Annotated in this window: 15 protein-coding genes and 2 pseudogenes; 8 read left to right on the top strand and 9 right to left on the bottom strand. The window is 72.7% G+C overall.

The annotated features are described in order from the left end of the window. Window positions 1-111 precede the first annotated feature (111 nt). Window positions 112-2553 (bottom strand): D-alanyl-D-alanine carboxypeptidase, encoded by a 2442-nt coding sequence (locus tag ACZ7G3_RS21015; RefSeq protein WP_470927445.1) that lies wholly within the window; start codon window positions 2551-2553, stop codon window positions 112-114. Window positions 2554-2747: 194 nt separating this feature from the next. Here ACZ7G3_RS21015 and ACZ7G3_RS21010 point away from each other — a divergent pair, with 194 nt between their 5' ends. The 3 genes from ACZ7G3_RS21010 to ACZ7G3_RS21000 all read left to right on the top strand — a co-directional run bounded on the left by ACZ7G3_RS21010 (window position 2748) and on the right by ACZ7G3_RS21000 (window position 5075). Beyond that, the gene (locus ACZ7G3_RS21010) at window positions 2748-3506 is read left to right on the top strand and encodes a GOLPH3/VPS74 family protein (RefSeq protein WP_426596721.1); all 759 of its coding nucleotides are present in this window, start codon (window positions 2748-2750) and stop codon (window positions 3504-3506) included. A gap of 309 nt (window positions 3507-3815) precedes the next feature. After that, window positions 3816-4673: a helix-turn-helix domain-containing protein gene (locus ACZ7G3_RS21005; protein ID WP_426596720.1), complete on the top strand. Its 858-nt coding sequence runs from the start codon at window positions 3816-3818 to the stop codon at window positions 4671-4673. Between the two features lie 210 nt (window positions 4674-4883). Then, window positions 4884-5075 (top strand): DUF397 domain-containing protein, encoded by a 192-nt coding sequence (locus tag ACZ7G3_RS21000; protein WP_398133892.1) that lies wholly within the window; start codon window positions 4884-4886, stop codon window positions 5073-5075. A gap of 116 nt (window positions 5076-5191) precedes the next feature. Here ACZ7G3_RS21000 and ACZ7G3_RS20995 read toward each other — a convergent pair whose 3' ends face one another. From ACZ7G3_RS20995 to ACZ7G3_RS20985, 3 genes are all read right to left on the bottom strand, one after another. Then, complete coding sequence (locus ACZ7G3_RS20995) at window positions 5192-6052, bottom strand: MerR family transcriptional regulator (protein WP_470927443.1); 861 nt, start codon at window positions 6050-6052, stop codon at window positions 5192-5194. A gap of 100 nt (window positions 6053-6152) precedes the next feature. Then, window positions 6153-6677, bottom strand: a complete 525-nt coding sequence (locus tag ACZ7G3_RS20990) for a glutathione peroxidase (RefSeq protein ID WP_426596718.1) — start codon at window positions 6675-6677, stop codon at window positions 6153-6155. 271 nt (window positions 6678-6948) lie between these two features. After that, the gene (locus tag ACZ7G3_RS20985) at window positions 6949-7920 is read right to left on the bottom strand and encodes an ArsR/SmtB family transcription factor (RefSeq protein WP_470927441.1); all 972 of its coding nucleotides are present in this window, start codon (window positions 7918-7920) and stop codon (window positions 6949-6951) included. Between the two features lie 90 nt (window positions 7921-8010). Between ACZ7G3_RS20985 and ACZ7G3_RS20980 the strand changes: the two genes are divergently transcribed. Further along, complete coding sequence (locus ACZ7G3_RS20980; protein ID WP_470927439.1) at window positions 8011-9234, top strand: MFS transporter; 1224 nt, start codon at window positions 8011-8013, stop codon at window positions 9232-9234. Window positions 9235-9438: 204 nt separating this feature from the next. Further along, window positions 9439-10524, top strand: coding sequence for a PP2C family protein-serine/threonine phosphatase (locus ACZ7G3_RS20975; RefSeq protein ID WP_470927437.1), 1086 nt, complete (start codon window positions 9439-9441; stop codon window positions 10522-10524). Between the two features lie 29 nt (window positions 10525-10553). Here ACZ7G3_RS20975 and ACZ7G3_RS20970 read toward each other — a convergent pair whose 3' ends face one another. The 4 genes and pseudogenes from ACZ7G3_RS20970 to ACZ7G3_RS20955 form a co-directional block, all read right to left on the bottom strand. Further along, window positions 10554-11294 carry a DUF5701 family protein gene (locus tag ACZ7G3_RS20970; RefSeq protein ID WP_470927435.1) on the bottom strand — a complete coding sequence of 247 codons (741 nt, stop codon included), beginning with the start codon at window positions 11292-11294 and terminating at the stop codon, window positions 10554-10556. After that, a complete protein-coding gene (locus ACZ7G3_RS20965; RefSeq protein ID WP_426596713.1) occupies window positions 11291-11953 on the bottom strand; it encodes a CatB-related O-acetyltransferase in 663 nt (220 codons plus the stop codon). The genes ACZ7G3_RS20970 and ACZ7G3_RS20965 overlap by 4 nt, the downstream gene beginning before the upstream one ends. Next, window positions 11950-12813 (bottom strand): annotated as a pseudogene (locus tag ACZ7G3_RS20960) (Vgb family protein); the annotation flags it as partial. The pseudogene ACZ7G3_RS20960 and the gene ACZ7G3_RS20965, both read right to left, overlap by 4 nt. A gap of 132 nt (window positions 12814-12945) precedes the next feature. Then, window positions 12946-13578 (bottom strand): annotated as a pseudogene (locus ACZ7G3_RS20955) (alpha/beta hydrolase); the annotation flags it as partial. Window positions 13579-13647: 69 nt separating this feature from the next. Here ACZ7G3_RS20955 and ACZ7G3_RS20950 point away from each other — a divergent pair. After that, window positions 13648-14292: a TetR family transcriptional regulator gene (locus tag ACZ7G3_RS20950; protein WP_470927433.1), complete on the top strand. Its 645-nt coding sequence runs from the start codon at window positions 13648-13650 to the stop codon at window positions 14290-14292. An 84-nt stretch (window positions 14293-14376) separates the two neighbouring features. Here the strand turns inward: ACZ7G3_RS20950 and sigJ are convergent, their stop codons facing one another. Next, on the bottom strand, window positions 14377-15321 hold the full coding sequence (gene sigJ / locus ACZ7G3_RS20945) for an RNA polymerase sigma factor SigJ (protein WP_426596711.1): 945 nt from the start codon (window positions 15319-15321) through the stop codon (window positions 14377-14379). 186 nt (window positions 15322-15507) lie between these two features. On the opposite strand from sigJ, the gene ACZ7G3_RS20940 reads away from it, so the two are divergent. After that, on the top strand, window positions 15508-15981 hold the full coding sequence (locus ACZ7G3_RS20940) for a carboxymuconolactone decarboxylase family protein (RefSeq protein WP_470927431.1): 474 nt from the start codon (window positions 15508-15510) through the stop codon (window positions 15979-15981). 58 nt (window positions 15982-16039) lie between these two features. Continuing rightward, a complete protein-coding gene (locus tag ACZ7G3_RS20935; protein WP_470927430.1) occupies window positions 16040-16588 on the top strand; it encodes a YceI family protein in 549 nt (182 codons plus the stop codon). Window positions 16589-17172 lie beyond the last annotated feature (584 nt).

Below are 17172 nucleotides of genomic sequence, written 5' to 3'. Positions count from 1 at the left end.
CCTTCCACGACCCTCCGGGACGCGAACGTCCCCGCGGCCGGGGGGCCGCGGGGACGGGAGGGCCGGTCCGGCCCGGAAGGGACGGGTGGGCCGGGCGTCAGCCCGGGCGGGTCAGCCCAGGCGGGTCAGCTTGTCCATGAGGGCGGGCTCCACGAGGTCCTCCTGCAGGGCGACCGGCACCTGCACCGCGCCGGCGGCTCCGCCGTCGCCCACCGTGAGCGTGCCGACCTTCGTGCCGGCCGCGGCCGTGTGCGGCACCTCGTCCGCCGTGAACGTCAGCTTCACGGTCAGCCCGGACCAGCCGACCGCCTTGACGTCGTTCGTGGCGACGACCGGCGTCCGGCCGCCGAGACCGTCGTCGACGTACCCGACGACGGACCCCTTCTTCAGGATCGTCGACGACTCCAGCGTGTCCTGCGCGGCCCGGATCAGCTTGTCGCTGGAGGCCAGCGCGGCACCGAGGATGGTGTTGTCCTTGCCGCCGGCCGGCTGGCGCACCACGGCACCGACGATGGTCCGGGTCTCGCCGCCGATCTCCTTCTTCGCCGCGAAGACGAGGTTGCCGAGCGCGGAGGTGGTGGTGCCGGTCTTGATGCCGACGACGTTGTTGGAGCCCACCAGCTGGTTCCAGTTGGGGTGGTTCTCGCCCTTGTAGTCGTCGTACGACATCTTCGCGGCGACCTCGCGGAACGCGGGCGACTTCATCGCCTCCTTGGCCAGCTTCACCTGGTCCACGGCCGTGCTCACCGTCGTGTCGTTCAGCCCCGACGGGTCGGTGTACGTCGTGTTCGTCATGCCGAGGTCCTTCGCGGCGGCGTTCATCTTCGCCACGAACGCCTCCTCGGACCCCGCGTCCCAGCGGGCGAGCAGCCGCGCCACGTTGTTCGCGGACGCGATCAGGATGGCCTCCAGCGCCTCGCGCTCGGAGATCGAGTCGCCCGCGTAGACCTGGACGGTCGACTCGTCTCCCGCGTCCGACTGGTCCTCGGCGGCCTGGTCGATCGGGATCTTCGGCCCCTCGGCGCCGCTGCCCAGCGGGTGGTCGCGCAGCACGACGTACGCGGTCATGACCTTGGCGACACTCGCGATCGGCACCGGCTTCTGCTCGCCGGACGAACCGAACGTGCCGATGCCCTGCACGTCGAGCGCGGCCTGCCCGCTGGACGGCCACGGGATCTCGGGCTTGCCGCCCTCGAAGGTGAAGCTGTCCTGCGCCGTGAGGTCGAGGGTCGGCGTCGGCAGCGCACGCATGGACTGCACGACACCGAGGACGATCACCAGCAGGACGACCAGCGGAGTCCAGATCTTGACCCGGCGCACCGTCGCCCGCAGCGGGGTCTCCGGGGGCGGCGGGGTGTTCGTCAGCTCCGCCAGCAGATCCAGCGGCGGCTTCGGCGGCAGCGGCTGCTGCCTGGTCAGCTCGGGCCCGACCTGCGGTACGGCGGCGGTGGCGCCGGTACGGGGCGCCTGCGGCGCCTTGGGGGCGGCCTTGGAGGCCTCGGACGCCTCGGATGCCTTCGAAGCCTTGGACGGGGGCTGCGGGGGCTTGCGCGTCGCCGGGTCGTCCGGGTTCCGGAGGGCGACGAACTTGCTGGTCCGCTCGGAGTCGGTCTCGGCGCTCCCACCGGCCTTCGCGGGTGCGGTCTTCTTGGGCGCGGGTGCGGCGTCGCCCAGCTTCAGCATGGTCGTCGGCTGGTCGACGGCGGGCGCGGAGGGCCGCGGGGCCTTGAAGACGGCGGTGGGCTGATCGACGGGCTGCTCGTCGGCGTCGCTGTCGGAGTCGTCGTCGCCGTCGTCCTCGGAGCGGCCCGGCCCGCCCCCGGCGGGGGCAGCACCGTCCGCGCGCTTCTCCGTGTCCTGCGGCCTGTCGGCGCGGCCGTCGGTCCCGCCGTCGGCGGGCTGCTCGGCGTCCGCGCGCGCGTCGGGCGCGCCCGTGTCCGCCCCGGAAGCCGTGCCGGCGTCCGTGGCCGTGGCGCCGCGCCCGTCCTTGGGCGCTTCCGAGTCCCGCCGGCTCTCCTCCGCGGCCCCCGCGTCCTCGGCGCTCGCCTCGGCCTCTACCGAGTCCTCGGCCTCTACCGAGTCCTCCGCGTCTTCCGCGTCCCTCGCGTCCCCGAGCCGCTCGTTCGCGGCGGCCCGCTCGTCCGCGGTCGACACCCAGGCGGCTACCGCGTCCCGCAGCCGGCCGTCGGTCGGAGCGGCAGGCTCGGCGGCATCGTCCTCGGCGGAGTTCACCCGGCCGGCGGCCTCGGCCTCGGCCTCGGCCTCGGTCTCTGCCTCGTCCTCGGCGGGGCTCTCCGGGCCGGCGGCCGCCTCCGCCTCCGTCTCGCGGACCGAGAGCACCCGGGTCGCCGTATCGACGCTCCCACGGGACCCGGCGGACCCCGTGGACGCCGAGGACGCCGAGGACTTCGCGTCCTCCCGTGCCACCGCCAGCCGCGGATCACGCGTCTCGCTCGCCTCGGTCCTGGCTTCGGGAACCGGGCCCACGCTCCCCGACGTCGGTTCTTCCGACGACTCGCACTGCTTCGACCTGTCGGGGGACTCGCCCGCCACCGATGCCTCCTCCACGCGCCGCGCACGTTCTGTGTGCGCTACCGAACCATGTACCAGTGTCCTGTGTACGGGTAGAACCCACGCGGTAGACGAGAACGACATACCTACTGGTTCCACTACGAAGCGGTCACGCACCCTCGACAGACCAATGTGAGAGGGGTCACCCTGTCTGTCATCCACGCGGGGAGGCATGGATGGGCAGGAGCCGCAGAACACTTCCGGAGGAGCTTCTGCTGCTGGCGTTGGACCCGACCACGGGTACCACCGCACAGCCGCAGTCGCTCGACCTCGGTCTGGCCGGAGCACAGCTGGTGGAGCTGGCGCTGGCCGGACGGATAGCCCCAGACGGGGATCGTATCGCCGTGGTGGCACCACGGCCGACAGGAGATCCAACACTGGACTGCGCGTTGGAGTTGCTGCGAAGGCGTGGCGCTCCGGTACGGGCGGTCAACTGGATCGGCGGGCCCCGCCTGGGGCTGCGCCAGACCTACCTCTCGCATCTGGAGCGATGCGGCATGGTGCATGCCGTGGAGGGCCAGATGTGCGGGGTGCTGCCGACAACTCGCTATCAGGCGACGGACACGGCGATCAGCAGGGAGATCAAGGCCCGGCTGGACTCGGCGATCCGCACCGGCGTACCGCCGGACCCGCGGACCGCGGCGCTCGCCGCGCTGGCCCACGCGGTCGGTCTCGGCAAGCACCTCTACCCGGGCAACGAAGGACGCTCGTCACGGTCCCGCCTGCGGGACCTCATCAGGCACGACCCCATGGGCGGACTGGTGGCGCACGCGGTGATGGACGTCCAGAACGGCGTTGCGGCCCAGCCACGCCGCAGCCCGGCCCCGGCCGGCCGCCAGGCCGCGGGACCGGGAGCCAGGCCCGCCCCGGAACCCGCCCGCGGTGTTCCGGCGCAACCGCGCCACGGATCCATGGCGCGCGCGGTCGCCCACTGAGCCGCACCGCACCGCAGTAACGCAACGCACCGCAGTAACGCACCGCCGCACCACCAGTCCCCTGGACCCGGTCACGGGAGCCGCGGGTTCGCGCGGGGTGGCGGGGCCGACCGTACGTCCGGCGCGCCCGGACGACGGAAGGCTCCCGCCGCCCCGCGCGGCCATGTGTGCGGGTGGCACCCCGAACTGGCGTGTACGCGGCGCATATAGACCGTTTCCCAGCGGTAGAAAGCACCTTGGTGGCAGTCTGCTCAGCAGCAGATACGCAAAGTGGCAGTCATGAGTCACGCAGCCGGAGGTGCACGTCCCGTGGCGTCCAATGTCAATCCCACCGTCAGGCGGCGCCGGCTGGGCCAGGAGCTGCGCCGGCTCCGTGAGCTCAAGGGCATGACGGCCGAGGAGGTGGCGGAGCGGCTGCTGGTCTCGCAGTCGAAGATCAGCCGCCTGGAGAACGGCCGGCGCAGTATCAGCCAGCGCGACGTCCGCGACCTGTGCGGGGTGTACGAGGTCGAGGACCAGCGGGTCGTCGATTCGCTGATGCAGATGGCGAAGGACTCGCGCCAGCAGGGCTGGTGGCACGCGTTCGGGGACATCCCGTACAGCGTCTACATCGGTCTGGAGACCGACGCGGAGTCGCTGCGGACGTACGAACCCCAGATCATCACCGGCCTGTTGCAGACCCGGCCGTACGCCGAGGCGCTCATCCAGGGCGCCCTGCCCGAGACGTCGGTCGCGGACATCGAGAAACGGGTCCAGGTCCGCATACGGCGCCAGGAACGCATCTGCGCCGACAACAACCCGCTGCGGCTGTGGGTCGTCCTCGACGAGGCCAGCCTGCGCCGGGTGGTGGGCGGCAAGCAGGTGATGCGCGAGCAGTTGGAGCACGTCGCCGAGATGTCGCAGCTGCCGCACATCACCGTGCAGGTGCTGCCGTTCGACGTCGGGGCGCACCCCGGTATCAACGGTCAGTACTCGATCCTGGAGTTCGCCGACGCGGCCGACTCCAGCGTCGTGTACATCGAGGGCGTGACCAGCGACCTGTACCTGGAGAAGGCGCAGGACGTGCAGAAGTACACGGTGATGTACGAGCACCTGCGGGCCCAGGCGCTGAACGTGGAACAGTCGCGGCAACTCATCGAGGACGTGGCCAAGGAGTACGCCCGCTGACATGGCGGCGGGATGCTACACCCCGGTGGGCGGTACTGGAAGTGTCGTCCGGATATGCCATCCGGTCGGGTGAATGGCTGCGCCGATCGGCGAGGTCAGCGAGTAGCGTCGATCACGCCAAAGATCACGTGTCATTGGCGTGAACCGCGCCGCGGCCCAGTGGGCGCGCGGCACGGCGACAGTACTCAGCAACTCGCCATCGGAGCAGACATGGCAATTCTTCAGGGCGCCACGGAATCATGGACCAAGTCCTCCTACTCCGGAGGAAACGGTGCGTGCGTCGAGGTCCGGTCACCGCTTGTGGCGGCACTCGCCGTCCGCGACTCGAAGGTCACCGAGGGCCCGGTCCTGGCGTTCCCCGCCGACGCGTGGAACGCCTTCGTGACCTCGGTCAAGAAGTAACGACTCCGCGCGCCGTCCGCCGGCACCGCCGACGGAGCCCTCTCGACCAGCTCGCCGACCTTGCCGAGAGGGCTCTGTTCAGTCCTGACCTTCCGTCACCCGGCCTTGCCCCCGCCTCAGCGCACGGGGAAGGCGATGTCACACACCGGGTCCTCGGGGCCCGCCGCGTCCCAGTCGGCGAAGTACACCTCACGGCACGGCCCCGCCACCGTCAGGCCCTGAGCGGCGATCCACTCCTCCACCGCCTCGAAGGCGGCCAGGATCTGCGGATGGGCCACCTGCGCCTTGGTGATCCGGGTGCGGGCCAGCCGCCGGGCCGGCTCCACCCGCACCCGCGTCTGCCAGGCCCGCCCCCGCTCCTCGCACCACGCCCGGGCCGCCGCCTCGTCGGCGACCGGCACGCACGACTCCGCCGGGCCGTCACTCTCCATCGACACCTCGGCGTGGTACACGACGAACGGCGCCGCCGTCACACCCCCGCAGCCCCGGGCCGCCTCCTCCAGCCGGGTCAGCGAGGCACCGATCCACGCCGGCAGCTCGTCCGCCAGCGTGTGCCGGGTCTCGCTGATCACCACCTGCCCGGGCACGTCCACCGTCTCGACCACGAACTTTCCGTACACCTCGGAGCTCCTCCCCGAAAGACGTCCACGGAGGTACTCGGCGAGCGTCCGCTGCCCGGCCACCCGGGCCTCCACTCCCGCCCAGTAGGCGTCGAGCAGACCCGCGGCCCCGGGCCCGTCCGCCCGTACCACCTCCGCGACCTTCACGAGCGGCATGTCCAGCTGGCGCAGCAGGGCCACGAGCCGGGCGCGTTCGGTCTGGCGGGTGCGGTAGTAGCGGTAACCGGTGACCTCGTCCACATGGTCGGGCACCAGCAGGCCCATACGGTCGTACAGCCTGAGTGCCTTGGCCGACAGCCGGGCCCGCGCGGCGAACGCCCCGATGGCCAGCAACTCGTCGTCGCGTGCATCGTCCACGTCGTCATCCTCCGTCACCGGGCGGCCCTTCCGCCCGGCGACGACGACGCTCGTGCCTGCCCCAGGGGCAAGGTCAACCAGCCGGCCCGGACCCGTCCGATCAGCCCGCCAGCCGTTCCTCCACGGCCGCCACGACCTCGGCCGACTCCGGCTCGGTCTGCGGCGAGAACCTCGCGGCGACCTTGCCGTCCCGCCCGATCAGGAACTTCTCGAAGTTCCAGCGGATGTCCCCGCTGTGCCCGCCGGCATCGGCGAAGCCGGTCAGCCGGTCGTACAGCGGATGCCGGCCCTCCCCGTTGACCTCCGCCTTCTCGGTCATCGGGAAGGTGACGCCGTACGTCGCCGAGCAGAACTCGGCGATCTCGTCGGCGCTGCCCGGCTCCTGGCCCATGAACTGGTTGCAGGGCACGCCGAGCACGGTGAAGCCCCGCTCCGCGTACCGCTCGTGCAGCCGCTCCAGACCGGCGTACTGCGGGGTGAGCCCGCACTTGGAAGCCACGTTGACCACCAGTACGACCCGGCCCGCGTACTGGGCGAGGTCGGCGGACCCGCCCTGGAGGGCGCCGATCTCGACGTCGAGGGGGAGGCCGTCGTGGTGCTGCGCGTTCTTTTCGGAGGTCGTCATGAACGGATGCTAGCCCCGCGCCTACCCGCTCCGGCCCGCGTCCCGCCTACCCGCTCCGGCCCGCGTCCCGCCCACCTGCTCCGGCCCGCGTCCCGCCTACCTGCTCCGGCCCGCGTCCTGCCTACCTGCTCCGGCCCGCGTCCTGCCTACCTGCTCCGGCCCGCGTCCCGCCCACCTGCTCCGGCCCGCGTCCCGCCTACCCGCTCCGGCCCGCGTCCCGCCTACCCGCTCCGGCAGCATTCCCTCCCGGCCGCGTCCCCTCCCGGCCGTGTCATCCCCCTCGTTCGCCCGCCTCGACGAGCACCTCCCCGGCCGCCGTCCGCGAGTACAGCACCGACCGGCCCGCCCGCCGCCGCTCCACCAGCCCCGCGTCCAGCAGCACCCGCAGATGCCGTCCGACCGAACCGAGGCCCTGCCCGGTCACCCCGACCAGCTGACTGGTGCTCATCGGGGAGCCGAGCAGCACCAGCACGCCCGCCCGGGCCGGCCCGAGCAGCGCGCCCAGGGCCGCGGGCACGGCCCGTGCGCCGCCGTCCGCGAGGACACCGGCGCACGGATAGACCACCGCGTACCGCTCCGCCTCCTCCCACGACACCCAGCCGTGCCGCTGCGGGGTGATCGGTACGAGGACCAGCTCCGCCCCGGAGAGCTCGCGCGGCGGATACGCGTTCAGGTTGATCTGGAGCCGGCTGTCACCGAGCCAGCGCGTGCCCGGCCGCAGGGTGTCCAGCGCGGCCGCCCAGCCTCCCCGGCTCACCTGCGCGATCCGCGCGACGACATCGGCCTCCAGGACACGGCGGCGCCGGTCCCAGTCCGGCCGTACGGCCTCGTCCCAGACGTACTCCAGTAGCGCGGCGGCGCGTTCGGGCAGGTCGTCGCGGTCCAGTGCGGCGGGGAGCGTCCCGGCGAGGGAGACGCGGAGATCCGCCCTGGCCTCGCCGGGCCGGGCCGCCCGTACCCTGGCGACGCCCTCCTCGAAGGTCTCGCCCTCGCGCGGGGCGGGGGTGAGGAAGTCGGCGATCCACTCCCGGGCGATCCCCGAGCGGACGAGCAGCGCGGTCACCGGATCGCCCGCCAGCCGACGCCGGTAGGCGGGCAGGTGGGCGTCCAGCCAGGCCCGCTCGCCCGGATGCCCGGCCACGTCGGCGTGCAGCAGCTTCAGACAGGCGAAGGTCTCGGCGAGCGGCGAGAGGACGAATCGGCTGCGGGCGAGCGTGTCGGCGCTGAGCTGCCACCAGCCCATACCGCCCCACCCCCTCGGCTCTTCCCCGTCACCTTTCGCGTCCGCGCGAAACGATAACGGCGGCTCTCCGTGCCGCCGCAGACTCCCCGCATGCCAGACACGAGCCGCAAAAGCTACGCGGACCTCTTCCGCACCCCGGAGTTCAGCCCTCTCTTCCTCTCCTCCTCGGCCGGCATCGCCGCCCAGACGGTGAGCGGACTGGCGCTCGGCACACTGGTGTTGCGGGCGACCGACTCGCCGCTGCTGTCCGCGGTGAGCATGTTCGGCCCCTCGCTGGCACAGGTGCTGGGCGCCACGTTCTTCCTCTCCGGCGCCGACCGGCTGGCCCCGCGCGCGACGCTGGCGGGCCTCTCGCTCGCCTTCGCCGCCGCCACCGCGGCCCTCGCGCTGCCCGGCCTGCCGGTCTGGGCGATGTTCGCCATCGTCCTCGCCGAGGGGCTGATCGCCTCGCTCGGCGGCGGAGTCCGCTGGGGCCTGCTGAACGAGATCCTCTCCAAGGGCGGCGAGAACGGGTACCTGACGGGGCGTTCGCTCTTCAACATGATGAGCGGCGTCATGCAGATCGCCGGATACGCGGCCGGCGGCGTCCTGGTGACCCTGCTGTCACCGCGGCTGTGCCTGCTGCTCGCGGCCGTCCTGTACGGCACCGCGGCCGGCCTCGCCCTCCGGCTGACCCGCCGCCCGCCACGCGTCACCGGCCGCCCCTCCGTGGCCGCCACCTGGCGCACCAACGCCCGGCTGTGGTCCTCCGCACCGCGACGGCACGTCTACCTCGCGCTGTGGATCCCCAACGGCCTCGTCGTCGGCTGCGAATCGCTGTACGTCTCCTACGACCCCCGCGCCGCGGGCACGCTGTTCGCCTGCGCCGCGCTGGGCATGCTGGCCGGGGACGTGGCGATCGGCCGCCTGCTGCCGGCGGGGCTGCGCCCGCGCCTCGGCGTGCCGCTGCTGGTGCTGCTGGCCGCCCCCTACCTCGTCCTCTTCCTGCGCCCGCCGCTGCCGCTGACGGCCGTGCTGGTCGGCCTGGCCTCCGTCGGCTTCGGCGCGAGCCTGGTGCAGCAGGAGCGCCTGGTCGCCCTGACCCCCGGCGAACTGTCCGGACACGCCCTCGGGCTGCACTCCGCCGGGATGCTCACGATGCAGGGGGTCGCCGCCGCCCTGGCGGGCACGGTGGCCCAGTTCAGCTCCCCGGCGACGGCGATGACCGTGATGGCGGCCGCATCGCTCGCGGTGACACTCACGCTGACGGCGGCGAGCCGACGGGGCGCGGCCGACGGAGGCCTGCTGCCGAGGCGGGTGGCAGGAGCGGCGTGATCCCGCGGACCGGGCCGGACCGGACCGGGCCGGACTGCGGCGGACCGCACCGGACCGCACCGCACCGGACTCTCGGCCTCGATTGGGTTAAGGACTGCTCCGGAACACCTGCGCGAGCAAACCCTTGCATAGTCTAAGAGACTGGGAGGGGCGCCTGAGAACAGGGAGAAGGCGACTCCTGAGCGCTGCGACACCGGAGTAGTCATGACCGTGAAGAAGCCGCCGGCCAGTTCCAGGGCGCTGTCCTGGATGCCTGTGGCGGCCATGGCCGTGGTCGCCGTCGTGGACGTCACGGCCGGCCCGGGGGTGGGGCTCCTGCCCCTGGTGTCGCTGGGCCCGGCGTTCGCCGGTCTGGTCGGCGGCTGGCGGCGCACGGCCGTGATCGGACTGGTCGCGCTGCTGCTCTGCGTCAGCCTCGGCCTGTACAACGGGCTCTTCGACCGCCCCCGCGGCTACACCGCCATGGCCTCCGTGACCGGGGTGACCGGCGTCGGCATCGCGGCGGCCGTGATGCGTACGCGCCGGGAGGCGGAGCTGGCCAGCGTGCGGTCGATCGCGGAAGCGGCCCAGCGGGTTCTGCTGCGCCCGGTGCCACTGACCGCGGGCCCGCTGCACGCGGCCGTCTCGTACACCTCGGCGCTCGCCGAGGCACGGATCGGCGGGGACCTGTACGAGGTGGTGGCCTCCCCGCACGGCGTCCGGGTGATCGTGGGCGACGTGCAGGGCAAGGGACTGGCCGCGGTGGAGACCGCGGCCAGGGTCCTCGGCGCCTTCCGGGAGGCGGCCTACGACGAGAAGGACCTGGTCGGGCTCGGCGAGCGGCTCGAACGCAGCGTCGCCCGCGAGCTGGAGGACGAGAAGTTCGTGACCGCGATCCTCGCCGAGATCGGCCACGACCACCGGGTCGTCCTCCTCAACTACGGCCACCCGGCCCCGATGGTCGTCCACCGCGACGGCACCGCCGACTTCCCGGAGCCGCCGGCCTACGCCCTCCCGCTGGGGCTGGCCGTACACGGCGGCCCCGGCCCGGAGCCGTACCCGGTGCCCTTCACCCCCGGCGACCAGCTGCTCCTCTACACCGACGGCGTCACGGAGGCCCGGGACGAGGAGGGCGGCTTCTACCCGCTCGCCGAACGCGCCCACCTCTTGAAGGACCCCGACGTCCACCGCGCCCTGGACGCCCTCCGCGAGGACCTGGTACGGCACGCGGCGGGGCCGCACCACGACGACGCGGCGATGCTGCTGCTGCGGTACCAGGACCACGACGGAGCAGGAGCGGCCCGCCCGTGACGGCCCGAAAGGGCGGCCCCCGGCCCGGCTCAGGCGCGGCGCGTCCCGGCGGACGCCATCCCGAGCCAGGTGTGCGGGTTGCCCTCCCAGCACCAGCCGAGTTTCGGGGCCTTCTGGCTGATCCAGATCGCCGGGACCCGGCGGTCACCGCAGCGTGAACCGCCCAGCGAGAAGCACTTGTTCTTGACCAGGATCTGCGGCGTGTGCGTCATCAGCGCGACGCCCTCCTCGATGGTGAGCAGGCTTCGGCCCCGCCCGGCGACGGCGGCCATCGCGTCGTGGGGGACGACTCCGCAGAACTCCTCCCCGCGCTCGACGTCGAACAGCAGGTGGACACCGTCGCGGCCGGGCGGCGCGGCCTCCTCGGTGGCGACGAACCGCTCCAGGGAGCCGGGCTCGAAGGTGCGGTCGACGAACCCGGGCAGCCGGCCGCCGTGCAGGGTGGTCAGCGGCATGGCCTGCTCGATGGGGGCGAGTGCGCGGGTGACGACCAGGACGAAGGGCACCCGGCCCGTGCCTGCGGGGTCGTACTCCCGGCCCGGGTCACCGGTGTGGGTCACGGCCTCGGCGCGCAGCGGCGCCACCAGCTCGGCGAACTGCTCCGGAGTGCGCCCGGAGAACGCCGGGTAGCCGAGCGCGGTGAGCGTGCGGACCTGCCGGTCGAACTCGGCGGCGGCGTCGAAGGCGGGGGTGCTGGAGGAGGGGGCGCTGGGGGCGGGGGTGTTGGAGGCGGGCGTGCTGGAGGCGGGGAGGTGCGTCCGGTCGGTCAAGCGAGGTTCTCCTTCGTGGCGATGGTCTCGATGTCGGCCGGGCTGCCCGACATGATCGTCCGGGCGTGGCGGGTGACCAGCTCGACCGGCCAGTCCCACCACGCGGCCCGCTGGAGCCGCGCGATGTCCTCGGCGTCGTACCGGGCGCGGATGGGCCGGGCCGGATTGCCGCCGACGATCGTGTACGGCGGAACGTCCCCGGTGACCACCGAGCCCGCGGCGACGATCGCCCCGTCCCCGATGCGCACGCCGGGCATGACGGTGGCGCCGTAGCCGAACCACACGTCGTTGCCGACGACCGTGTCGCCACGGCTGGGCATGCCGGTGACGAGGTCGAGGGTGGCCTCGGCCCAGGCGCCGCCGAACATGGTGAACGGGAACGTCGACACGCCCATGGTCGGGTGCTCCGCCCCGGCCATCAGGAAGCGGGTGCCGGAGGCGATCGCGCAGTACTTGCCGATGACCAGCTTCTCCGGACCGTAGGCGTAGAGCACGTTGCGGGTCTCGAAGGCGGTGGCGTCGTCGGGATCGTCGTAGTAGGTGAAGTCGCCGACCTGGATGCGTTCGTCGGTGACGAGCGGCTTGAGGAGGACGACCCGCGGATGCTGGGCGAGCGGGTGGAGGACGCCGGGGTCGGGAATCGCACCGGGGCCGGTCATGCGGGGACCTCGATTCTGGCCAGGGAGCCGGTTTCCAGGGCGCACCACAGGGCGCCGCCGTGCTGGGTGATGCCGTGCGGTTCGCTGTCGGGGCGGGAGAGCGCGTACGAGGTGACGCGGCCGTCGACGGTGATCCGGCCGACCCGCCCGCTGCCCCACTCGGTGAACCACAGCGCGCCGTCGGGGCCGGCCGTGACCGCGTGCGGCCGGGCCGCGGGGTCGGGCAGCGGGTACTCGGTGATCTCGCCGTCCACGGTGATCCGGCCGATCCGCCCGGCCCCGATCTCGGTGAACCACAGCGCCCCGTCGGGCCCCGCGGCGATGCCCACCGGAGCGGCGCCCCCGGTCGGCAGGGGGTGGACGGCGCCGTGGCCGTCCGTGGCGATCCGGCCGACGGCGTTCTGCTGGTTGAGGGTGCACCACAGGGCCCCGTCCGGGCCGACGGTGATCGCGGACGGGAAGGCACCGGGCGCCGGGAACTCGGTGACGACGCCGTCCATGGTGACGCGGCCGACGCGGTCGGCCGCCGAGAGCGTGAACCACATGGCACCGTCCGGGCCGGCGGTGATCCCGAACGGCCCGCCCTCGGCGGTCAGGGGCGCGAACGAGGAGTAGGAGCCGTCGGGGGCGATCCGGCCGATGCGGTGCGCCTGGTACTCGGTGAACCACATCGCCCCGTCCGGGCCCGGCGCGATCACCGTCGGCCCGGCACCGACCGGGTGGACGGTGACGCTCCCGTCGCCCGGATCCCGGCGGGCCACGGCGCCCCGGTGGACGAGGGTGAACCAGAGGGCGCCGTCCGGCCCTTCGGCGAGGGCGTAGGGGCCGGCGTCCGGGCCGCCGACGCTGAACTCCCGTACGGGACCAGCCCCGGTGCCGGTCCCCGTGGTGCTGGTGCCGGCTCCGTCGCCGAGGTCGGCGAGGTCGGCGAGCAGCTGTCCGGCCTCCTCGAACAGCGCGGCGCCGTCCTCCTCGGAGAGGTGGAAGGCGTGCTTCATGCCCTCGTGGACGCGCAGGCGCACGCTCACCCCGGCGGCCTCAGCGGCCCGCGCGAACCGGCGGGCGTCGTCCAGCAGCACCTCGTCCCCGCCGGCCGCGACGAGCAGCGGCGGCAGTCCGCGCAGATCGCCGTACAGCGGTGACTGCGGCGCCTCCTGGGGGTCCGCGCCCGCGAGGTACTGGGCGCAGACGGACGTGAGGACGGTCCGGTCGATGACGTCCTTGCCGTCGTTGGCCGTCAGGGAGGTGCTGGTGAGTGCCAGGTCGGTGACGGGTGAGACGACGACCGCGGCGCCGGGCCGGGGCCCGCCGGTCCGCTCGATCTCCAACAGGGCGGACAGGACGAGCGTCCCCCCGGCCGACTCGCCGAAGAACGCCACGCGCTCGGCCGGAACCCCCCGCGCCAGCACACTCCGCCAGGCGGCGAGGACGTCCTCCAGGGCCGCCGGGTACGGATGGGCGGGCGCCAGCCGGTAGTCCACCCGCAGTACGGGACGGCCGGTGGCCCGCGACAGCCGGCGGGCGAGGGCTCGCTCGGCCTCCGGCGCGGTGTGGGCGAACCCGCCCCCGTGTACGTAGATGACGGCGCCGTCGCCGGTGCCCTTCCCCTCGATTAATTCATTCATCGGGAGTAACTTTACGCACGAGCTACTCTGACTGTCAACATAAAAGTACAACGGAGGTAAGATTCCCTCATGGATCCGAACACACCGGCGGCGCTGGGCCTCCGTGAGACCAAGAAGCGCGAGACACGGCAGCTGATCTCCGACCGGGCGACCAGGCTCTTCATCGAGCGGGGCTTCGAGCGCACGACCATCGCCGAGATCGCCGACGCCGCCCGCGTCGCCAAGAAGACGGTGACGAACTACTTCCCGCACAAGGAGGACCTGGCCCTCGACCACCAGGAGGAGTTCGTCGCCGCCCTGGCCGGCACGGTCGCCGCGCGCGAGCCGGGCGAGACCCCGCTGACGGCCCTGCGCGGCGCCTTCCTGGCGGCCGTGGAGGCCCAGGACCCCGTCGCGGGCTTCGCCGGCCCGGCCTTCACCCGCATGATCGCCGACAGCCCCACCCTCACCGCCTGCCTGCGCGGCCTCCACGACCGGCGGGAGGACGCGCTGGCCGCGGTCCTGGCCGAATCGACGGCCACCCCACCCGACGACATCACGCCCCGCACGGCCGCGGCCCTGCTGGGCGGAGTCCACCGCGTCCTGTTCACCCGCATCCAGGAACTGACGCTGGCCGGGCACACCAATCCGGAGATCGCGGAGGTCCTGGCACGGGAGGCACCGCGCGCCTTCGACCTGCTGGCACCGGCCCTCGCGGACTACGGGCGGTCCTAGGGGGTGCCGTTCGGATTTTGCCGGGGTCGCGGGGTCTGTCGCACGGCACCGTTGCCCGGGCGGCCTGATCCGAACGGCACCCCCCTAGAACCCGGTCCAGGGCCGGAGCTTCTCGGGGTTCCGCACCCCCCAGATGCGGGTGATCCGGTCACCGCTGACGTCGAACGACATCACCGCCACGGTGGCATCCTCCAGCCGCAGCACCAGACCGGGCCGGCCGTTGACCGTACGCTCCAGAAGCACCAGGCCGGGCGCCCGCTCGGCGAGCTCGACGAGGTAGTGCGCGACCCGTTCACCGCCTTCGACCGGGGCGAGCGCCGCCCTGACGCGGCCGCCGCCGTCGCTGATCGCCGACACCCCGGGGTCGAGGAGGCCGATGAGGGCGTCGATGTCCTTGGCGTCCCAGGCCTGCCGGAAGTCCCGGACGACACGGGCGCGCTGGGCGGCCGGAGTCGCCGGAGTCGCCGGAGCCCGCGACGCGCGCAGGCGGCGGCGGGCCGAGGTGGCCAGCTGTCGGCAGGCCGCCGGCGTACGGCCGACGATCTCCGCCACTTCGGTGAAGGGGTAGCGGAACACGTCGTGCAGGACGAACGCGACACGTTCGGCGGGGGTCATCGAGTCGAGCACGACGAGGAAGGCCATGGTGATCGACTCGTCGAGCGTGACGTGGTCGGCCGGGTCGGCGGCCCTGCCGCCGGGCCGACCGTCGGCCCACTCCGCGGCGTCCGGCAGCGGCTCCGGGACCCACTCGCCCACGTAGCGCTCGCGCCGGGCCCGGGCCGAGCCGAGCTGGTCGAGGCAGATGCGGCTCGCGACCTTCGTCAGCCAGCCGCCGGGGGCTTCGACGGCCTTCTGCTGCTCCGGGGACATGGCGTACCAGCGGGTGTACGTCTCCTGCACGACGTCCTCGGCGTCGGTCAGCGAGCCGAGCAGCCGGTACGCGAGATTCATCAGCCGGCGCCGCTCGCTCATGACCGCGCCCAGGCCCGGATCGAGCGGTCCGTCTCCTGGCTCCGACTGGGTCTTCATGGTGTTGCCGCTCCTTTGGCCGCGTCCGCCGTCACCAGTACGACGAGACAGCCCTCCGGAATGTGAGGCGGGGGCGTCACCTCACATTCCGCGGGGCTGCCTCGTCGTACTGCCAGGACCGGCACGGTCCCGCACACCCCGTCGCCACGGGGTGAAACGGCTACGCGGCAAAAAAGGGAGATCACCATGACCGCCCGTCTCGACTTCTTCGCCCACCCGGGCTCGGCCACGTTCCTGAAGCACATCGTCTCGGCGGGCAGGGCGCTCGCGGACTCGGCGCTGCCGCCGGCGACACGGGAACTGGTGCTGCTCCGCGTCAGCCAGATCAACGGCTGCGGCTTCTGCGTCGACATGCACACCAAGGACGCCGTGCACGCCGGGGAGACCCCGCAGCGCGTCAACCTGGTGGCCGTTTGGCGGGAGGCCACGGTGTACAGCGACGCCGAGCGCGCCGCCCTGGAGCTGGCCGAGCAGGGCACCCGCGTCGCCGACGCCGCCGGCGGCGTCCCCGACGAGGTCTGGGCGAACGCGGCCAAGCACTACGACGAGGACCAGCTCGCCGCCCTGGTGTCGGTCATCGCCCTGATCAACGCCCTCAACCGCCTGAACGTCATCGCCCAGCGGCCCGCGGGCGACTACCGGCCCGGCCAGTTCGCGTGACCGGCGGACCCGTACCCCTACGCCCCGAACCGGCGCGCGAAGACAGGAGGGACCGAGCATGACAGCCACCACCAGCCTCAGTGACCTGACCGGCGACTACGTCCTCGACACCGCCCGCACCCGCATCGGGTTCGTCGCCCGGCACACGCTGGCCACCAGGGTGCGCGGACGGTTCGACGAGTTCGAGGGCGGTGCGCGACTGGACGGCGATCACCCGTCGAGGTCCGGCGCACGGCTCGTGATCCGGGCGGAGAGCATCCGGACCGGCAACCCGCAGCGCGACGACATGCTGCGCGGCAAGTTCCTCGCCGCCGCACACCACCCGGCCATCACCTTCGCCTCGACCGAGGTGGAACAGGTCGACCAGACCCACTACAAGGTCACCGGCGACCTGGACATCCGCGGCGTGACCGCCCCGGTCACCGTGGACGTCGAGGTGACCGGCGACGGCAGCGATCCCCAGGGCAACCTCCGGGTCGCCCTCAAGGGCGGCGCCACCATCGACCGCAACGACTGGGGCGTGAACTGGAACGCCGCGACCGGTGCCCTGGTCAGCCCCAAGGTGGTGCTGGAGTTCGACCTCAGCGCGATCCGGCGACAGCCGTGACCCAGGCGGGTCCGGGGACGGTACCGGCGTACAAGCTGTCACTCGTACGGACCGAAATCTGTCATGGCTGCTGTAGACATGCGGCAGGGATGGGTTTAACGTGTCTGTTGTAGCCAGGAAGTCAGTGAGGCGTGGCAGACACGAACTGCCCGCATGCAGGACAGAGGTTGTGCACGGCGGTGGAGTGGCGGGGCCGGAGCAGGTACCGGGGTCCCCTCGCTGACCGCCGGGCGGGTGGCCTCGTCAGGGCCGCCGGCAGTACGCAGTTCCGCAGTACCAGCAGTACCAGCAGTACCAAGAGGTTCAGCAGCAGGAAGAGAGAAGGAGGCGTACGCCATCAGGATCGCCCGGGCGAGAACGGTCCGCCCGGGTACCGCAGGCCCCGGAACGGAAGGTGGTCACACGGTCACGCATCCGCGATCCCCGCACTCTCCGCCCCCCGTCGGGGGCCGGTGCGGAAACAGAAGGCCGGCATCGCATTAGCCGGTCGGTGGTGTTACAAATCCCTCGGGGCCTTGGTGTCGTGCGGGAACAAAGACCCCCGCCACGGGCCGTCATCCGAGGTGTAGATGACCACAGGCCCC

The organism is Streptomyces sp. NPDC037271, from assembly GCF_055603605.1.
This window is presented reverse-complemented; position numbering and strand designations above follow the sequence as displayed.

What these genes read in the sequence shown, in the direction of transcription:
- sigJ (WP_426596711.1), bottom strand. Translation starts at nt 15,321, where the DNA reads ATGAAGACCCAGTCGGAGCCAGGAGACGGACCGCTCGATCCGGGCCTG.
- ACZ7G3_RS20985 (WP_470927441.1), bottom strand. Translation starts at nt 7,920, where the DNA reads ATGGGCTGGTGGCAGCTCAGCGCCGACACGCTCGCCCGCAGCCGATTC.
- ACZ7G3_RS20975 (WP_470927437.1), top strand. Translation starts at nt 9,439, where the DNA reads ATGACCGTGAAGAAGCCGCCGGCCAGTTCCAGGGCGCTGTCCTGGATG.
- ACZ7G3_RS20990 (WP_426596718.1), bottom strand. Translation starts at nt 6,677, where the DNA reads ATGACGACCTCCGAAAAGAACGCGCAGCACCACGACGGCCTCCCCCTC.
- ACZ7G3_RS20935 (WP_470927430.1), top strand. Translation starts at nt 16,040, where the DNA reads ATGACAGCCACCACCAGCCTCAGTGACCTGACCGGCGACTACGTCCTC.
- ACZ7G3_RS20965 (WP_426596713.1), bottom strand. Translation starts at nt 11,953, where the DNA reads ATGACCGGCCCCGGTGCGATTCCCGACCCCGGCGTCCTCCACCCGCTC.
- ACZ7G3_RS20980 (WP_470927439.1), top strand. Translation starts at nt 8,011, where the DNA reads ATGCCAGACACGAGCCGCAAAAGCTACGCGGACCTCTTCCGCACCCCG.
- ACZ7G3_RS21000 (WP_398133892.1), top strand. Translation starts at nt 4,884, where the DNA reads ATGGCAATTCTTCAGGGCGCCACGGAATCATGGACCAAGTCCTCCTAC.
- ACZ7G3_RS21010 (WP_426596721.1), top strand. Translation starts at nt 2,748, where the DNA reads ATGGGCAGGAGCCGCAGAACACTTCCGGAGGAGCTTCTGCTGCTGGCG.
- ACZ7G3_RS20940 (WP_470927431.1), top strand. Translation starts at nt 15,508, where the DNA reads ATGACCGCCCGTCTCGACTTCTTCGCCCACCCGGGCTCGGCCACGTTC.
- ACZ7G3_RS20950 (WP_470927433.1), top strand. Translation starts at nt 13,648, where the DNA reads ATGGATCCGAACACACCGGCGGCGCTGGGCCTCCGTGAGACCAAGAAG.